A 13,732-nucleotide genomic window follows, 5' to 3' on the forward strand; every position below is an offset into this window, starting at 1 on the left:
GGACCCGCCGCCGTCAGATCAGCCGGAGCTGGTGGTCCTTCGGGCGGCGGGGTTCGGTCGCGTCCAGGCGCTCGAACAGCGCCGGGTCGATCACGTCGAGGAACGGCGACGGGCGGGTGTCGCGTTCCGCGCCGTGCCGGGCGCGGCGGCCCGCGTGGCTGACGTAGAGCCGGTCCTGCGCCCGGGTCAGCCCGACGAAGAACAGCCGTCGCTCCTCGGCCACCGCGTCGTCGTCCGGCTCGGAGCCGGGCCAGCGCAGCGGCAGCAGGCCGTCCTCGGCGCCGACCAGGAACACCACCGGGAACTCCAGGCCCTTCGCTGCATGCAGCGTGAGCAGCGTGACCGCTTCGGCGCGCGGGTCGAGCGCGTCCACCTCCGCGCCGGTGGCGAGCTGGTTGAGGAACAGCTCCAGGTCGTCGCCGCACCGCCGGGCCAGCGGGGTGAGCAGGTCCACCGCGGTGCGGACGTCCTCGGGGCGTACCGCGCCGGAGCCGTCGAGCGTGGGCACCGCGAACCGCTCGGCGAGGATCTGCCCGGCCTGGCGTACCCGGGCGGTGAGCGAGCCGTCGAGTCCGGCGTGGCGCAGTTCGCGGGCGATCGCCGGTACGCCGGGACGGTCGCGCAGCCGGTCGTGCGAGCGCTTCTGCACCGGGATGTTCGCCCGGGCCAGCGCGTCCACGATCGGTGCGGCCTGCGCGTCGGTGCGGTACAGCACCGCGATGTCGGAGAAGGACAGCGAGGTGGCCCGCCCGTCGATCCGCCCCGAGTCGAGCGAGCGGTGGGACAGGCCGCCGACCAGTTCGTCCACGGTACGGACCACGAAGTCGGCCTCGTCGTGGGGAGAACTCGCCGCGTACCGGCCGACGAGCGGCGCCTCCGGGTCGAGCCGGGCCGGGTCGAGGCGCCGGCCGCGCACCAGCGACGACGGCGCGATGGCCTGCACGGCAGCGGCCAGGATCGGCGCCGAGGAACGGTAGTTGCGGTTCAGCCGGACCAGCCGGGCGTCGGTGAAGTCCTGCGAGAAGCGCAGGAAGTAACCCACGTCCGCACCCCGGAACGAGTAGATCGCCTGGTCCGGGTCACCGATCGCGCACAGGTTGCCGTCCGGCGGGCTGAGCAGCCGCAGCAGGTCGTACTGCACGGCGTCGACGTCCTGGTACTCGTCGACGAAGATCCACTTCCACCGCTCGCGGTACTCCCGCACCAGCTTCCGGTCCCCCTTGAGCAGGGCCACCGGCAGCGTCAGCAGCTCGTCCAGGTCGACCAGGTCCCGCTTGCGCAGCAGTGCCACGTACCGCTCGTCGTCGTCACCGGCCTCGGCGCGCGCCGCCGCCCGGTCCGCGTCGTCGGCGATCCGGAAGTCCGCCGGCAGCCCGGCCGCCGCCGCGTTCTCCCGCAGCACGGTCAGGCCGAGCGAGTGGAACGTGCCGACCGTGACGTCCTCGGCGACCGGGCCGAGCAGCCCGTCCAGCCGGTGCCGCAGCTCCTCGGCCGCCCGCCGGGTGAACGTGATCGCCAGGCACTGGTCGGGGAAGACGTTCAGCTCCGCGCAGAGGTACGCGATCCGGTGGGTGAGCGTCCGCGTCTTGCCGGTGCCCGGACCGGCCACGATGAGCAGCGGACCACCCGGCGCCGACGCGGCCACCCGCTGCATCGCGTCCAGCCGGTCCAGCAGGCCGGTGCCGACCTCCTCCATCCCGGCGAGCATCGGCTCGAACGGTTCGTGCGGAGACGGCGGCGGCGCGATCGGAGGCGCGGGCGGCGGCGTGCGCTTCGGCTCCGGCCGGGCCGCCGCCGGGCGTTTGGCCTTCGGCTTCGGTGCCGGCTCCGCGGGCCGCCGCTGCGCGGGCACCGGTACGTCGAACAGCGTCTCCTGCCCGGCCCGGCCACCCGAGGCGCCCAGTTCCGCCGGATCGAACAGCGTGATCACGCCGTACTCGCCGTCGTAGCCCGGCACCCGGCGCACGTCGCCGCGGCGCAGCCGGCCGATGCCCTCCGCGAGCAGCTCGCCGCCGACCCGGCCGATCTCCTCGACCGGGGTACGCGTCAGGATCTCCAGCTCCGGGCCGAGCGCGGCGATCAGCTCGTTGAGCTTGCCCTCGACCTTCTTCGACCGCGCGCCGACCCGGTTCAGCTCACCCAGGATCTCGGCCAGCGGCACCAGGTGCGCCACCTCGCGCGCGTGCGCCGGACGGTGACCCACCGGCCGGTCCGCCAGCTCCTCGACCCGGCTGAGTACGCCCACGGTGAGCGGTTTGCCGCACTCCGGGCAGCGTCCGCCCGCCTCGCGGGTCCGCTCCGGCGACCAGTTCACCCCGCACAGGCGGTGCCCGTCGGCGTGGTACTTGCCCTCCTCCGGGAAGAACTCCACGGTGCCCGCGAGCCCGTCGCCGGTCCGCAGCGCCTCCCGGATGGCGAAGTAGTCGCGCGCGGCGGTGAGGACCGTGGCCTCCCGGGCCAGCGCGGGCGGCGAGTGCGCGTCCGAGTTCGACACCAGCTGGTAGCGGTCCAGGCTGCCGACCCGCCAGTTCATCTCCGGGTCGGACGACAGACCGGTCTCCACCGCGAAGATGTGCTCGGCCAGGTCGGCGTAGCAGTCCGCGATCGCGTCGAAGCCGGACTTCGAACCGAGCGCGGAGAACCAGGGCGTCCAGATGTGCGCGGGCACCAGGTAGCCGTCCGGGCTCGCCTCCAGCGTGATCTCCAGCAGGTCGCGGGAGTCCAGCCCGAGGATCGGCCGGCCGTCCGAGCCGAGGTTGCCGATCCGGCCCAGCGCGGTGTTGAACCGGGCCACCGCGTCCAGGTCCGGCAGGTAGATCAGGTGGTGCACCTTGCGGGTGCGGTCGTCACGCTTGTAGATCGTGGAGATCTCCACGCTCAGCATGTACCGGACCGGGTCGGCCTCCGCCTCACTCGCGAGGCGGGGCGGCAGCCGCCGGGCCACGTCCCGCTCCGCCTCGGGCGAGAGCCGGTACAGGCCCGGCTCGGCCGGGTGCAGCGTCTCGCGCAGGTGGTCGTACCAGGCGGGATGGGTGAAGTCGCCGGTGCCGAGCACGCCGATGCCCTTGCGCCGGGCCCACCAGGCCAGGTTCGGCAGGGTCAGGTCGCGGCTGCACGCGCGGGAGTACTTCGAGTGGATGTGCAGATCCGCGACGTACGGCGGGAGGCCACCGGGGGGTGCGGCGCTGAACGGAGGCACGCCGCATCCTGTCACGTCCGGTCCACCGCCCGCCCGTCGCCACGCGTACGGGTGACCTGAGCAATGCGGTGCTGGACTCGGCGGCCCCGGCACGCTATTGCGCGCGCAGCTCGACGAGCGTCACCTGGGGAGGCGCACCCACCCGTACCGGCGGGCCCCAGAAACCGGCGCCGTTCGTGACGTACACCTTCGTGCCGTCGACCTCGCCGAGACCGGAGACCACCGGCTGTTCGAGCTTCACCGCCAGGTTGAACGGCACCATCTGGCCGCCGTGGGTGTGCCCGGAGAGCTGGAGGTCGACGCCGAACTTCGCCGCCTCCTGCGCGGCCACCGGCTGGTGCGCCAGCAGCACCACCGGCCGGCTCGGGTCACGGTCGCCGAGGGCGGCGGCGTAGTCGGCGGGCCCGGCCACTCCGGTCCCGGCGGCGCTCACGTCGTTCACCCCGGCCAGATCCAGCACGCCACCCCGGGCCTGGATCTCCTGCCGCTCGTTCTGGAGCACCCGCAGGCCGAGCCGGTCCACCTCGCGGACCCACTCCTCCACGCCCGAGTAGTACTCGTGGTTGCCGGTGACGAAGAAGTTGCCGTACCGGGACCGCAGGTCGCGCAGCGGCTCGGCGGCCTCGCCCAGCTCGGCCACCGTGCCGTCGACCAGGTCACCGACCACGGCGACCAGGTCGGCGTCCATCCGGTTGATCATCGCGACGATCCGCTCGGTGTGCGCCCGGCCGCGCAACGGCCCGAGGTGGATGTCGGAGACGGTGGCGATACGCAGGCCGTCCATGCTCCGGGGCAGCTTCGCCAGCGGGATCTGCACCCGGTCGAGCTGCGGCGGACCCATCGCGGTGCGGACGCCGTACCCGGTGACGCCGGCGGCGGTGAGCCCGGCGAAGATCGCCGCCCCGCGGGCGAGCAGCAACCGCCGGGAGGGGTCGTGGTCCGGCGCGGGGGTGCCGGCCGGCGGCGCGTCGGCGTTGTCGACCGGCGGCGTCGTCGCACCCTCCGCCGTCGCCGCGCCCACGAGTGCGGGCTCGGGCTCCGGGCCGGCGGCGACCGCCGAGCGGGCCCGGCGGCGCAGCACGAGCCGGACCACCGCGGTCGGCACTTCGAGCACCAGCAGCAGCACCAGCAGGTAGAACATCAGCGCGACCCAGAGGTAGCCGGGCCAGGCGAGCCAGTACCAGCCGTTGCGCGTGCCGGCCATGGTCACCGGTACGAGCACCGCCAGCGCCGCGATCGCCACCGTGCCCGCCCGGCGCCACCGCCCCGGGCGCGTGGTGTCCCGGACCAGCCGCTTCCACAGGTAGAAGTGGATCAGGCCGATCACGAGCACGACGAAGCCCAGGAATGCCGCCATGGCCAGCACGTGTGCCCCCCTCAGCCGCCCGCGAAGGGCGGCAGCACGTCCACCGTCACCCCGGCCGGCAACAGTGCCTGTCGATCATGACAGGCCACGCCGTCGACCAGAAAACTCGCCGCCTTCAGCACCACCGCGAGGCGTTCGCCGTGCCGGGCGGTCAGGTCATCGAGGAGTTCGTCCAGAGAGCGGCCGGCGGATGCGGTCTCCTCGGAGCGACCGGCGGCAGCCCGGGCGCCGGCGAAATAGCGGACCGTGAGTTCCATCCTCAGCCTCCGATCGCCGACATCGAGCGCGCGGGCTGGAGGAACGTCGGATCGTCGATGCCGTGCCCGGCCCGCTTGGCCCACATCGCGGCGCGCCAGCGGCGGGCCAATTCCTCGTCGTCGGCGCCGTCGCGCAACGCGCCGCGCAGGTCCGACTCCTCGGTGGCGAACAGGCAGTTGCGCACCTGGCCGTCGGCGGTGAGCCGGGTGCGGTCGCAGTCGCCGCAGAACGGCCGGGTCACGCTGGCGATCACCCCGACCCGGGCCGGCCCACCGTCCACCAGCCACGTCTCGGCCGGTGCCGCGCCCCGCTCGGACGGGTCCGGCGTCAGCGCGAACGCGGCCTGCAGGGAGGCCAGGATCTCGTCGGCGGTGACCATCGTCGAGCGGTCCCAGCCGTGCTGCGCGTCGAGCGGCATCTGCTCGATGAACCGCAGCTCGTAGCCGTGCGCGAGCGCGAACCGGAGCAGCGCGGGTGCCTCGTCGTCGTTCGTGCCGCGCATGAGCACCGAATTGATCTTCACAGGGGTCAGCCCGGCCTCCGCCGCGCCGGCCAGCCCGGCGAGTACGTCGGCGAGCCGGTCCCGGCGGGTCAGCGCGGTGAACCGGTCCCGGTCCAGCGTGTCGAGCGAGACGTTGACGCGGTCCAGCCCGGCTTCGCGCAGCGCGGACGCCATCCGGGCCAGGCCGATGCCGTTCGTGGTCAGCGAGATGCGCGGCCGGGGCGTGAGCGCGGCGACCGCCGCCACGATGCCGGGCAGGCCGGGCCGGATGAGCGGCTCACCGCCGGTGAAGCGCACCTCGGTGATGCCGAGCCGGGACACCGCGACACCCACCAGCCGGACGATCTCGTCGTCGGTGAGCAGTTGCGGATTGGCCAGCCAGGGCAGACCCTCCGCCGGCATGCAGTAGGTGCAGCGCAGGTTGCACTTGTCGGTGAGCGAGACCCGCAGGTCCCGGGCGACACGGCCATACCGGTCGGCGAGGACGCCGTCGGCCGTCCGGGGGGCGCTCATCTGTCGACCGTAGCGCGGTCGGGCCCCCGGAGGGCGGCACGGGCGGTGGAGCGTACGGCGTCCGCGTACGCGGCACCGAAGATCGCGGTGTGCACGAGCAGCAGATGCAGCTGATGCAGCGGCACCCGTTCCAGCCACCCGTCGGCCGGTGGCCACGCCTCCCGGTAGGCGGCCATGATCCGATCCAGGTGCGGTGGGCCGCCGAACAGCGCGAGCTGCGCCAGGTCGGTCTCGCGGTGGCCGCCGTGCGCGGCCGGGTCGACCAGCCACACCCGGCCGTCGGCGCCCCAGAGCAGGTTGCCCGGCCAGAGATCGCCGTGCAGCCGGGCGGGCGGCTCGTCACCGCCGAACTCGCCGATCCGGTCGACGACCTGCTCGACGAGCGCCGCCCCGGCGCCGTCGAGCGCGCCGTCGTCGACCGACATGCGCAGGTAGGGAAGGAGTCGGCGCCGGGCGAACCAGTCCGGCCAGGGACCGGGGTCGGGCGTGTTGTCCTGCGGCAGCGCGCCGATGAACCCGGCCCGGTCCGCGCCGAACGCGGGCGCCCCGGCGCGGTGCAGCCCGGCCAGGTCGCGGCCGAACGCCTCCGCGGCCTCCGGCGTGGGCTCGCCGGGCTCCACCCAGTCGAGCGCCAGCAGGTCGGGCAACGCGACCAGCACGTCCGGTACGGGCACCGAGCCGGCCTCGCGCAGCCAGCGCAGCCCGGCCGCCTCGGCGGCGAAGAAGCCCTCCGGCAGCGGACGCGCGGCCCGTTCCGGCCACGTCTTCGCGAACACCGAGTGCCCGTCGTCGAGCGTGAGCCGGGAGGCGGCGCAGATGTCACCACCGGAGACCGGCGTCTCCCGGATCCGCTGGTGGGTCAGGAAGGTCGGCAGGTGCTCCGGGTGTGCCCGCAGGTATGCCAGGTCCATGTGCGCAAGGTAGCGGTTACCTCGGACATCCGTGTGCCGAGAAGCGCCGCCGATTGCCGCTGACCTGGACCGATACGCTCCGTATCTGTGGACGAACCGCGTGTCGTCCACAGGGGCGGACACGGTGGTCCGCCACCGCCCACGCTCCCGGCATGAACTCCACCGAGCCAGCGCGCCTCTCCGTCCGCTCACCGGCCGACATGGTCGCGGCCGTGCCCTACCTGCTCGGCTTCCATCCCGCCGACAGCGTCGTGGTGGTCGCGGTACGCGGCCGGCGCGTCGTCTTCGCCGCCCGCGGCGACCTGCCCGCACCCGGCGCCGACCCCGGCCCGGCGGCCCGGCACCTGGCACAGGTGGTGGCCCGGCAGGACGCCGACGCCGCCACGGTCGTCGGCTACGGTCCGGCCGCCCGGGTGACAGGGATCGTGGACGCGATCGGCGACGCGCTGACCGCCACCGGGCTGGTCGTGCTCGACGCGCTGCGCGTCACCGAGGGCCGCTGGTTCTCGTACCTCTGCGCCGAGCCGTCCTGCTGCCCGCCCGAGGGCACCCCGTACGACCCGGCCGCCAGCCAGGTCAGCGCGGCTGCCGTGTTCGCCGGTCAGGTCGCGCTGCCCGACCGGGCCGCGCTGGTCGCGCAGGTGTCCCCGCTCGACGGGCCGGTCCGGCTCGCCATGCGCCGGGCCACCGGCCGGGCGCGCCTCCGCCTGGCCGCGCTCACCGGCCCTCCGTCCGCGTCGTCGGGCGGCCCGGTGGGCGGCGCGCCGATCGACGGCTCCGAGCCGGGCAAACAGTCGCCGGTCCCGGCGGACGGCCCGGCGACGGACGGACAGTCGCCGGTTCCGGCCGACGGCCCCGCATCGGGTGCGGCGCCGCGTGCGGTGCGGACGGCGGGCACGGCGGCAGTGCGTGCCGCCTTTCGCCGGCAGCGGCGCGGCGAGCGGCTGGACGACGACGAGGTGGCCTGGCTGACGGTGCTCCTCGTCCACGTGGCCGTACGCGACCACGCCTGGTCCCGCACCGACGGCCGGGACGAGGACATCAGCCTCTGGACGGACGTGCTGCGACGCGCCGAGCCGGACCTGATCGCCGCGCCGGGCTGCCTGCTCGCGTTCGCCGCCTGGCGCTGTGGGCACGGGGCACTGGCCGCTGTCGCCCTGGAGCGGGTGCTGTCCGCCCACCCCGGCTACTCGCTCGCGGTGCTGCTCGACGAGGCGCTCCGGCGCGGCCTCGCCCCGGCCGCGCTGGACGGGTGGCCCGGTCCGGACGACGGCGCGGTGCTGCGGCGCCGCCGACGCCGACCCCGCCGGTGACCGCTCACCCGTCCGCCGGGACGGCCACGTCCGCGACGCCGGTGCCGTCAGCTGCCGACGCGCGCCGCCCCGGTGTAGACGTTCATGGTCGGCCCGCGCAGGAAACCGACAAGCGTCATCCCGGCCTCCTCGGCCAGCTCGACCGCGAGCGTGCTGGGTGCGGACACCGCCGCGAGCAGCGGCACCCCCGCCATCCACGCCTTCTGGGTGAGTTCGAAACTGGCCCGCCCGGAGACCAGCAGCACGTGCCCGGCCAGCGGCAGCCGCCCCTCCCGGGCGGCCCAGCCGAGCACCTTGTCCACCGCGTTGTGCCGCCCGACGTCCTCGCGCAGCACGACCAGCTCCCCGTCGGGGGTGAAGAGGCCGGCGGCGTGCAGGCCGCCGGTGCGGTCGAAGGCGCGCTGCGCGGCGCGCAGCCGGTCCGGCAGCGCGGCCAGCAGTTCGGCGGTGACCACCAGCGGGTCGTCCCGCACCGCGAACTGGGAGCGGGTCCGTACGGAGTCGATGCTGGCCTTGCCGCAGACGCCGCACGAGCTGGTGGTGTAGAAGTTGCGCGACGGGTCGGTGACGGGCTCCGGCACACCGGGCGAGAGCACCACGTCGACCACGTTGTACGTGTTCGGCGTCTCCGCCCCGGCGCACAGCTGCGCGGTGTGCACGTCCTCCGCCGACCGGATCAGCCCTTCGGTGAGCAGGAAGCCGATCGCCAGGTCGAGATCGTCGCCGGGCGTACGCATGGTCACCGCCAGCGGCCGGCGTCGGCCCGGACCGGCCGCGCCGACGCGGATCTCCAGCGGCTCCTCCACGGCCAGAGTGTCCTGCCGTCGGATCCGCCCCCGGCCGTCCCCGGCCGCGTCGAGGTCGATCCGCAGCACACCACGCCGATCAGTCGCCCGTCCCATGCCGCCATCCTCCCCGGGCGTCCCACCGCCCGGCACGTCACCCCACACCTTCCCGCCCTCATCCGCCCCGCCCTCGGCCCCCGGCCCCGGCCCCTGGCCCCCAGGCCCGATGATCGTCACCAGTTCGGCGAAGTGGCGGTGTCGGAGGGCCATGGATGCCACCACTTCGCCGAGAAGCAGTCGATCAACGTCGGATAACCGCCGAAAAATGCCGGACGCCCGCCCGAGCCGGGATGCGGCGGTCGTGACTGTGGCTACTGTGAGGCGATGACGGGGTACGCGGCGGTCCTGCTCGCCGGTGGTGCGGCCCGGCGGATGCGCGGCGTGGACAAGCCGGCCCGTGCGGTCGGCGGCCGGCCGATGCTGCACCGGGTGCTGGACGCGGTGGCCGACGCGGACCAGCGGATCGTGGTCGGCTCGTCCGGCCCGGTGCCGCAGGGGGCCCGGACGACGCGGGAGGAGCCGCCCGGAGGTGGTCCGGTGGCCGCCACGGCGGCCGGGCTGGCGCTGCTCGACCCCGGTACGACGACTGTCGCGGTGCTCGCCGCCGACCTGCCACTGCTCACCCCCGCCGCGGTGGCCGAGCTGCGACGCGCCCTCGCCGCAGGGCCGGCCGACGCTCATCCCGCCGGCCGATCCGACGTACCGACGCCCGCGCTCTCCTGTTACGTGGACGGGGACGGCCGCCGCCAGCACCTCTGCGCCGTCTGGCGGGTACCGGCCCTGCGGACCGCCCTCGACCGGCTCGCCGCGGCGCGGGGCGGCTCGCTCGACGGGGCGCCGGTACGCGGGCTGCTGGCCGGCGTCGCCGTACGCGAGGTGTCCTGGTCCGCGTCCGGGCCGCCGCCCTGGTTCGACTGCGACACTGACGAGGACGTACGCCGGGCGGAGGAGTGGACGAGATGACGGTGCTGGACGACTGGGTCACGGCGGTGTGCGCCGAACTGGACCTGGACCCGGCGGGGGTGCCCGTGCCGACAGTGCTCGACGTGGCCCGGGACGTGGCCCACCAGGTGGTCCGGCCGGGCGCGCCGGTCACCGCGTACCTGCTGGGGCTGGCGGTGGGGCGCGGCGCGGACCCGGCCGCGGCGGCCGAGCGGCTCAGCGCGCTGGCCGGTTCCTGGCCGGTGGATCTGGGTGGTTCCACACCTGGGGATTAGCGCCTCGCGCGGGATTCGGTCCCCCTCGCGCGTGGGTAGGGTGGCGGGAACGGACGGAGGCGATCATGACGGCAGACCACCCCTCGGCGCCGGTCGACAAGCCTGCCGGCGGCACGCCGGAGCACCACGCCACCGGCGGTACGCCGGAGCACCACGAGTCGATCCTGCTCGACGAGCCGACCACAGCCGATCTGCGGGCCAAGGTCACCGAGGCGTGGCGGGAGTTCGCCCGGGCGCTCGCCGACCAGCTCCGCGCCCTGCCCGCCGGTGGGCACCTGGAGGTCACGCTCGACCCGACCGCCTCGGGCACCGGGGACGCCGTCTACTCGGTGAGCGTGGACGCGGGCGAGGAGGGGCGCCTCTCGGCCCGCGCGGTCGGCAACGCCACGCTGCCGCAGGGCTACCGGCTGGACCGGGCGGCGGTGGCCGACATGGTGGCGCTCGGCTGGTCGCCGCCGGGCGTGGTCCCGGGTTCCGGGGAGCAGTTCGGGCTGGACTGCGGCACCGACGAGGCGACCCGGCTGGCCGCCGTGCTCTCCCGGACGCTGCGTGACGTCTACGGGGCGCCGCATCCGGCCTTCCTCGTCTACCTGGTGCACGACACCGAGGGCGAGCCGTTGCCGGCGGAACCGCTCGGTACCGCGCGCAGCGAGTTCGGCCCGGACCGGGACGTCGAGGCCGACCTGGACGAGGCGCTGGCCGCGGCGGCGGCCGCGCAGTCGGGCGAGAACGACGTGCTGGCCCTGGAGGAGCGGGTCCGCACCGTCGTGTCGACCATGCTGAAGTCCGCGTCCGACCAGCTTCAGGTCGACTCCGACGGGGACATCAACATCCGGGCCGGCTCGGCCATGGTCTTCGTGCGGGTGCGGGACAACCCGCCGCTCGTGGACGTCTTCTCGCCGGTGCTGACCGAGGTGGAGCCGACCGAGCGCCTCTACGTGAAGCTCTCCGAGCTGACCAACCGGATGCCGATCGGCCGGCTCTACTGCGCCGACGACACGGTGTGGGCCTCGATCCCGGTTTTCGGCCGCAACTTCCAGCCCACCCACCTGATGCTCGCGGTGCAGGTGATGACCGGTCTCGCCGACGAGCTGGACGACCGTCTGCACGGCGAGTTCGGCGGCAAGCGCTTCTTCGGCGAGGGCGACAAGCCGGCCCGGGCCGAGGAGCACCGCACCGGCATGTACCTCTGAGCGCTGCTCAGCGTACGTCGAGCAGGGTCTTGCCCAGGGTTTCCCGGGCCTCGATCGCGGCGTGCGCGGCGGCGGCCCGTTCCAGCGGGAAGCGCTGCCCGATCAGCGGCCGCAGCCGCCCGGCCGCGCCCTCGGCGAGCGCCGCCTCGGTGAGGGCGCGCAGCTCGTCCGGGCCGGGCCGGGGGCTCAGCAGCGTCACCCCGCGTGCGGCTGCCGACTCGGCCGGGATGTCCGCCCAGGTGCCGCCGGCCAGCCCGAAGCTGAGCATCCGTCCGCCAGGATCCAGCAGGTCGAACGCCTCCCGGGCGAGCGGCCCGCCGACGCCGTCGAACACCACGTCGACGGCGCCGACGGCGTCCCGGACCCGGTCGGTCCAGCCCGCCTGCCGGTAGTCGACGACGACGTCGAGGCCGGCGGCACGGAGCACGGCCACCTTGCGGGAGCCGCCGGCGGCGGCCACCACCGTGGCGCCGGCCCGTGCGGCGAGTTGGACAAGCAGCGATCCGACGCCGCCGGCCGCCGCCTCCACCAGGACCCGGTCGCCTCGGCGCAGCCCGGCCGCCCGGGCCAGCATCAGGGCGGTCCGGCCGTCGGCCATCAGCGCCACCGCCGCGTCCAGCGGCAACCCCGGGGGTACGGGGACAGGCGCACCCTGGTCGACCACGACGCGCTCGGCGTACCCGCCGGTGCCGCCGGTGGCGGTGACCACGACGCGGCCGGCGAGCGCCGGATCGACGCCGGGTCCGAGTTCGGTGATGGTGCCGCCGACCCCGTTACCGGGGATCACCGGCAGTTCGGCGCCGAACGGCCCGAAGCCGCTGGCCCGGAACATCGTCTCGACGAACGTGATGTTCGCGTGTGCCACGTCGACGAGCACCTGGCCCGGTCCGGGTGCCGGGTCGGGTGCCGTTCCGGGCACGAGCACCTCCGGTCCGCCGAACTCCCGCAGCCACACCGCACGCATACCGCCTCCTCGCTTCACGCCGGTCACCAGTGCACGACATGAAGCCGGGTTGAGGTCAAACCGTTGACGGTCCGACGCCGGGGGACTCGACCAGCCGGGAGAGCACGATGGTGCTGCGGGACGAGGTGACGAACGATTCGGCGCGCAGCCGTTCCAGCGCCTCCTCCAGGTGGGAGATGTCCGCGGCGCGCAGGTGCACGAGCGCGTCGGCCTCGCCGGAGACGGTGTACGCGCCCACCACCTCGGGGTGCCGGCGGGCGGCGGCGCCGATCTGCGCCGGGGTGGTCCGGCCGGCGCAGAACAGCTCGACGAACGCCTCGGTGGTCCAGCCGACGGCGGCCGGGTCGACGACGGCGGTGAACCCGCGGATCACCCCGGCGGATCGGAGTCGGTCGACCCGTCGCTTGACGGCGGGGGCGGAGAGTGACACCCGGCTGCCGATGTCCGCGTACGAGGCGCGGGCATCTGCCACGAGTAACGCAATGATTCGTTGGTCGACCGCGTCTATCTGCAACGTTCTGCTCCTGGGAAGCAATGCTTGTGGCTGTTACCAAAGTTGTACCGTACCTACTCTTGGTGACCGTGAACCAGCAGCGAGTCTCGCGAAAGCGGACATATCTCATGTGCTCGCCCGAGCACTTCACGGTCGAGTACGCGATCAACCCGTGGATGGACGTGACCACGCCGGTCGACGCCGACCTGGCGGTCAAGCAGTGGGACCGGCTGCGGGAGACGCTCGTCGGGCTGGGGCACGAGGTGCACCTGCTGACTCCCGAGGCGGGCCTGCCGGACATGGTGTACGCCGCAAACGGCGCGTTCGTGGTCGACGGCACCGCCTACGGCGCCCGGTTCAAGCACGAGCAGCGGTCCGCCGAGGCCGCCGCGCACCGGGCGTTCTACGAACAGCAGGGCTGGCGGTTCATCGCGCCGAGCGAGACCAACGAGGGTGAGGGCGACTTCGCGTACCTGCCGGAGGCGCACGGCGGGCTGGTCCTCGCCGGGTACGGCTTCCGGACCGAGCCGGCCGCGCACGCCGAGGCGCAGGAGGCGCTCGGGCGGCCGGTGGTCTCGCTGCACCTGGTCGACCCGCGCTTCTACCACCTCGACGTCGCGCTGGCCTCGATCGATGACGAGAACGTCGTCTACTACCCGGGAGCCTTCTCCGCCGCCAGCCAGAAGGTGCTGGCCCAGCTCTTCCCGGACGCGATCGTCGCGGACGACGAGGACGCGCTGGCGTTCGGCCTGAACCTGGTCAGCGACGGGCTCAACGTGGTGCTGAACAACGAGGCGACACGGCTCGCCGGCAGGCTCAAGGCGGCCGGCTACCACCCGGTCCCGGTGGAGCTGGCCGAGCTGAAGAAGGGCGGTGGCAGCGTGAAGTGCTGCATCGCCGAACTGCGGCACTGAGCCACGCCTCGACGCGAAGGGCGGCCTCCCGGTGGGGAGACCGC

13 protein-coding genes are annotated in these 13,732 nt (G+C 74.3%); 5 read left to right on the forward strand and 8 right to left on the reverse strand.

Features of this window, described 5'->3' with window-relative positions; genetic code table 11:
• Positions 1-13 precede the first annotated feature (13 nt).
• From O7604_RS09870 to O7604_RS09890, 5 genes are all read right to left on the reverse strand, one after another.
• Positions 14-3,199 carry a UvrD-helicase domain-containing protein gene (locus O7604_RS09870; protein ID WP_281579477.1) on the reverse strand — a complete coding sequence of 1,062 codons (3,186 nt, stop codon included), beginning with the start codon at positions 3,197-3,199 and terminating at the stop codon, positions 14-16.
• Positions 3,200-3,293: 94 nt separating this feature from the next.
• Positions 3,294-4,556 carry a metallophosphoesterase gene (locus tag O7604_RS09875; RefSeq protein WP_281579478.1) on the reverse strand — a complete coding sequence of 421 codons (1,263 nt, stop codon included), beginning with the start codon at positions 4,554-4,556 and terminating at the stop codon, positions 3,294-3,296.
• 20 nt (positions 4,557-4,576) lie between these two features.
• On the reverse strand, positions 4,577-4,822 hold the full coding sequence (locus O7604_RS09880; protein WP_281579479.1) for a MoaD/ThiS family protein: 246 nt from the start codon (positions 4,820-4,822) through the stop codon (positions 4,577-4,579).
• A gap of 2 nt (positions 4,823-4,824) precedes the next feature.
• Positions 4,825-5,838: a GTP 3',8-cyclase MoaA gene (gene moaA, locus O7604_RS09885; protein WP_281579480.1), complete on the reverse strand. Its 1,014-nt coding sequence runs from the start codon at positions 5,836-5,838 to the stop codon at positions 4,825-4,827.
• Positions 5,835-6,749: a fructosamine kinase family protein gene (locus O7604_RS09890; protein ID WP_281579481.1), complete on the reverse strand. Its 915-nt coding sequence runs from the start codon at positions 6,747-6,749 to the stop codon at positions 5,835-5,837. The genes moaA and O7604_RS09890 overlap by 4 nt, the downstream gene beginning before the upstream one ends.
• 152 nt (positions 6,750-6,901) lie before the next feature.
• On the opposite strand from O7604_RS09890, the gene O7604_RS09895 reads away from it, so the two are divergent.
• Entirely contained in the window at positions 6,902-8,062 is a 1,161-nt protein-coding gene (locus O7604_RS09895) for a DUF4192 domain-containing protein (protein ID WP_281579482.1), read from the forward strand.
• Between the two features lie 47 nt (positions 8,063-8,109).
• Here the strand turns inward: O7604_RS09895 and fdhD are convergent, their stop codons facing one another.
• Positions 8,110-8,964 (reverse strand): formate dehydrogenase accessory sulfurtransferase FdhD, encoded by an 855-nt coding sequence (fdhD, locus tag O7604_RS09900; RefSeq protein WP_269703408.1) that lies wholly within the window; start codon positions 8,962-8,964, stop codon positions 8,110-8,112.
• 267 nt (positions 8,965-9,231) lie between these two features.
• On the opposite strand from fdhD, the gene O7604_RS09905 reads away from it, so the two are divergent.
• The 3 genes from O7604_RS09905 to O7604_RS09915 all read left to right on the forward strand — a co-directional run bounded on the left by O7604_RS09905 (position 9,232) and on the right by O7604_RS09915 (position 11,317).
• The gene (locus O7604_RS09905; protein WP_281579483.1) at positions 9,232-9,870 is read left to right on the forward strand and encodes an NTP transferase domain-containing protein; all 639 of its coding nucleotides are present in this window, start codon (positions 9,232-9,234) and stop codon (positions 9,868-9,870) included.
• Positions 9,867-10,124 (forward strand): DUF6457 domain-containing protein, encoded by a 258-nt coding sequence (locus O7604_RS09910; RefSeq protein ID WP_091415945.1) that lies wholly within the window; start codon positions 9,867-9,869, stop codon positions 10,122-10,124. The genes O7604_RS09905 and O7604_RS09910 overlap by 4 nt, the downstream gene beginning before the upstream one ends.
• 65 nt (positions 10,125-10,189) lie before the next feature.
• Positions 10,190-11,317: a hypothetical protein gene (locus O7604_RS09915; RefSeq protein WP_281579484.1), complete on the forward strand. Its 1,128-nt coding sequence runs from the start codon at positions 10,190-10,192 to the stop codon at positions 11,315-11,317.
• A 7-nt stretch (positions 11,318-11,324) separates the two neighbouring features.
• On the opposite strand, the gene O7604_RS09920 is transcribed toward O7604_RS09915, so the two are convergent.
• Together O7604_RS09920 and O7604_RS09925 are read right to left on the reverse strand one after the other, a co-directional pair.
• The gene (locus tag O7604_RS09920; protein WP_281579485.1) at positions 11,325-12,281 is read right to left on the reverse strand and encodes a zinc-binding dehydrogenase; all 957 of its coding nucleotides are present in this window, start codon (positions 12,279-12,281) and stop codon (positions 11,325-11,327) included.
• 55 nt (positions 12,282-12,336) lie between these two features.
• The gene (locus O7604_RS09925; RefSeq protein WP_091413428.1) at positions 12,337-12,795 is read right to left on the reverse strand and encodes an Lrp/AsnC family transcriptional regulator; all 459 of its coding nucleotides are present in this window, start codon (positions 12,793-12,795) and stop codon (positions 12,337-12,339) included.
• A 59-nt stretch (positions 12,796-12,854) separates the two neighbouring features.
• On the opposite strand from O7604_RS09925, the gene ddaH reads away from it, so the two are divergent.
• Entirely contained in the window at positions 12,855-13,688 is an 834-nt protein-coding gene (gene ddaH / locus O7604_RS09930; protein ID WP_269703417.1) for a dimethylargininase, read from the forward strand.
• Positions 13,689-13,732: the final 44 nt, after the last annotated feature.

It is taken from the genome of Micromonospora sp. WMMA1947, from assembly GCF_027497355.1.
Taxonomy (GTDB): Bacteria; Actinomycetota; Actinomycetes; order Mycobacteriales; family Micromonosporaceae; genus Micromonospora.

Bases quoted from the DNA above. Each gene is read 5' to 3' on its own strand.
- O7604_RS09875 (WP_281579478.1), bottom strand. From the start codon at position 4,556: ATGGCGGCATTCCTGGGCTTCGTCGTGCTCGTGATCGGCCTGATCCAC.
- O7604_RS09880 (WP_281579479.1), bottom strand. From the start codon at position 4,822: ATGGAACTCACGGTCCGCTATTTCGCCGGCGCCCGGGCTGCCGCCGGT.
- moaA (WP_281579480.1), bottom strand. From the start codon at position 5,838: ATGAGCGCCCCCCGGACGGCCGACGGCGTCCTCGCCGACCGGTATGGC.
- O7604_RS09890 (WP_281579481.1), bottom strand. From the start codon at position 6,749: ATGGACCTGGCATACCTGCGGGCACACCCGGAGCACCTGCCGACCTTC.
- O7604_RS09895 (WP_281579482.1), top strand. From the start codon at position 6,902: ATGAACTCCACCGAGCCAGCGCGCCTCTCCGTCCGCTCACCGGCCGAC.
- fdhD (WP_269703408.1), bottom strand. From the start codon at position 8,964: ATGGGACGGGCGACTGATCGGCGTGGTGTGCTGCGGATCGACCTCGAC.
- O7604_RS09905 (WP_281579483.1), top strand. From the start codon at position 9,232: ATGACGGGGTACGCGGCGGTCCTGCTCGCCGGTGGTGCGGCCCGGCGG.
- O7604_RS09910 (WP_091415945.1), top strand. From the start codon at position 9,867: ATGACGGTGCTGGACGACTGGGTCACGGCGGTGTGCGCCGAACTGGAC.
- O7604_RS09915 (WP_281579484.1), top strand. From the start codon at position 10,190: ATGACGGCAGACCACCCCTCGGCGCCGGTCGACAAGCCTGCCGGCGGC.
- O7604_RS09920 (WP_281579485.1), bottom strand. From the start codon at position 12,281: ATGCGTGCGGTGTGGCTGCGGGAGTTCGGCGGACCGGAGGTGCTCGTG.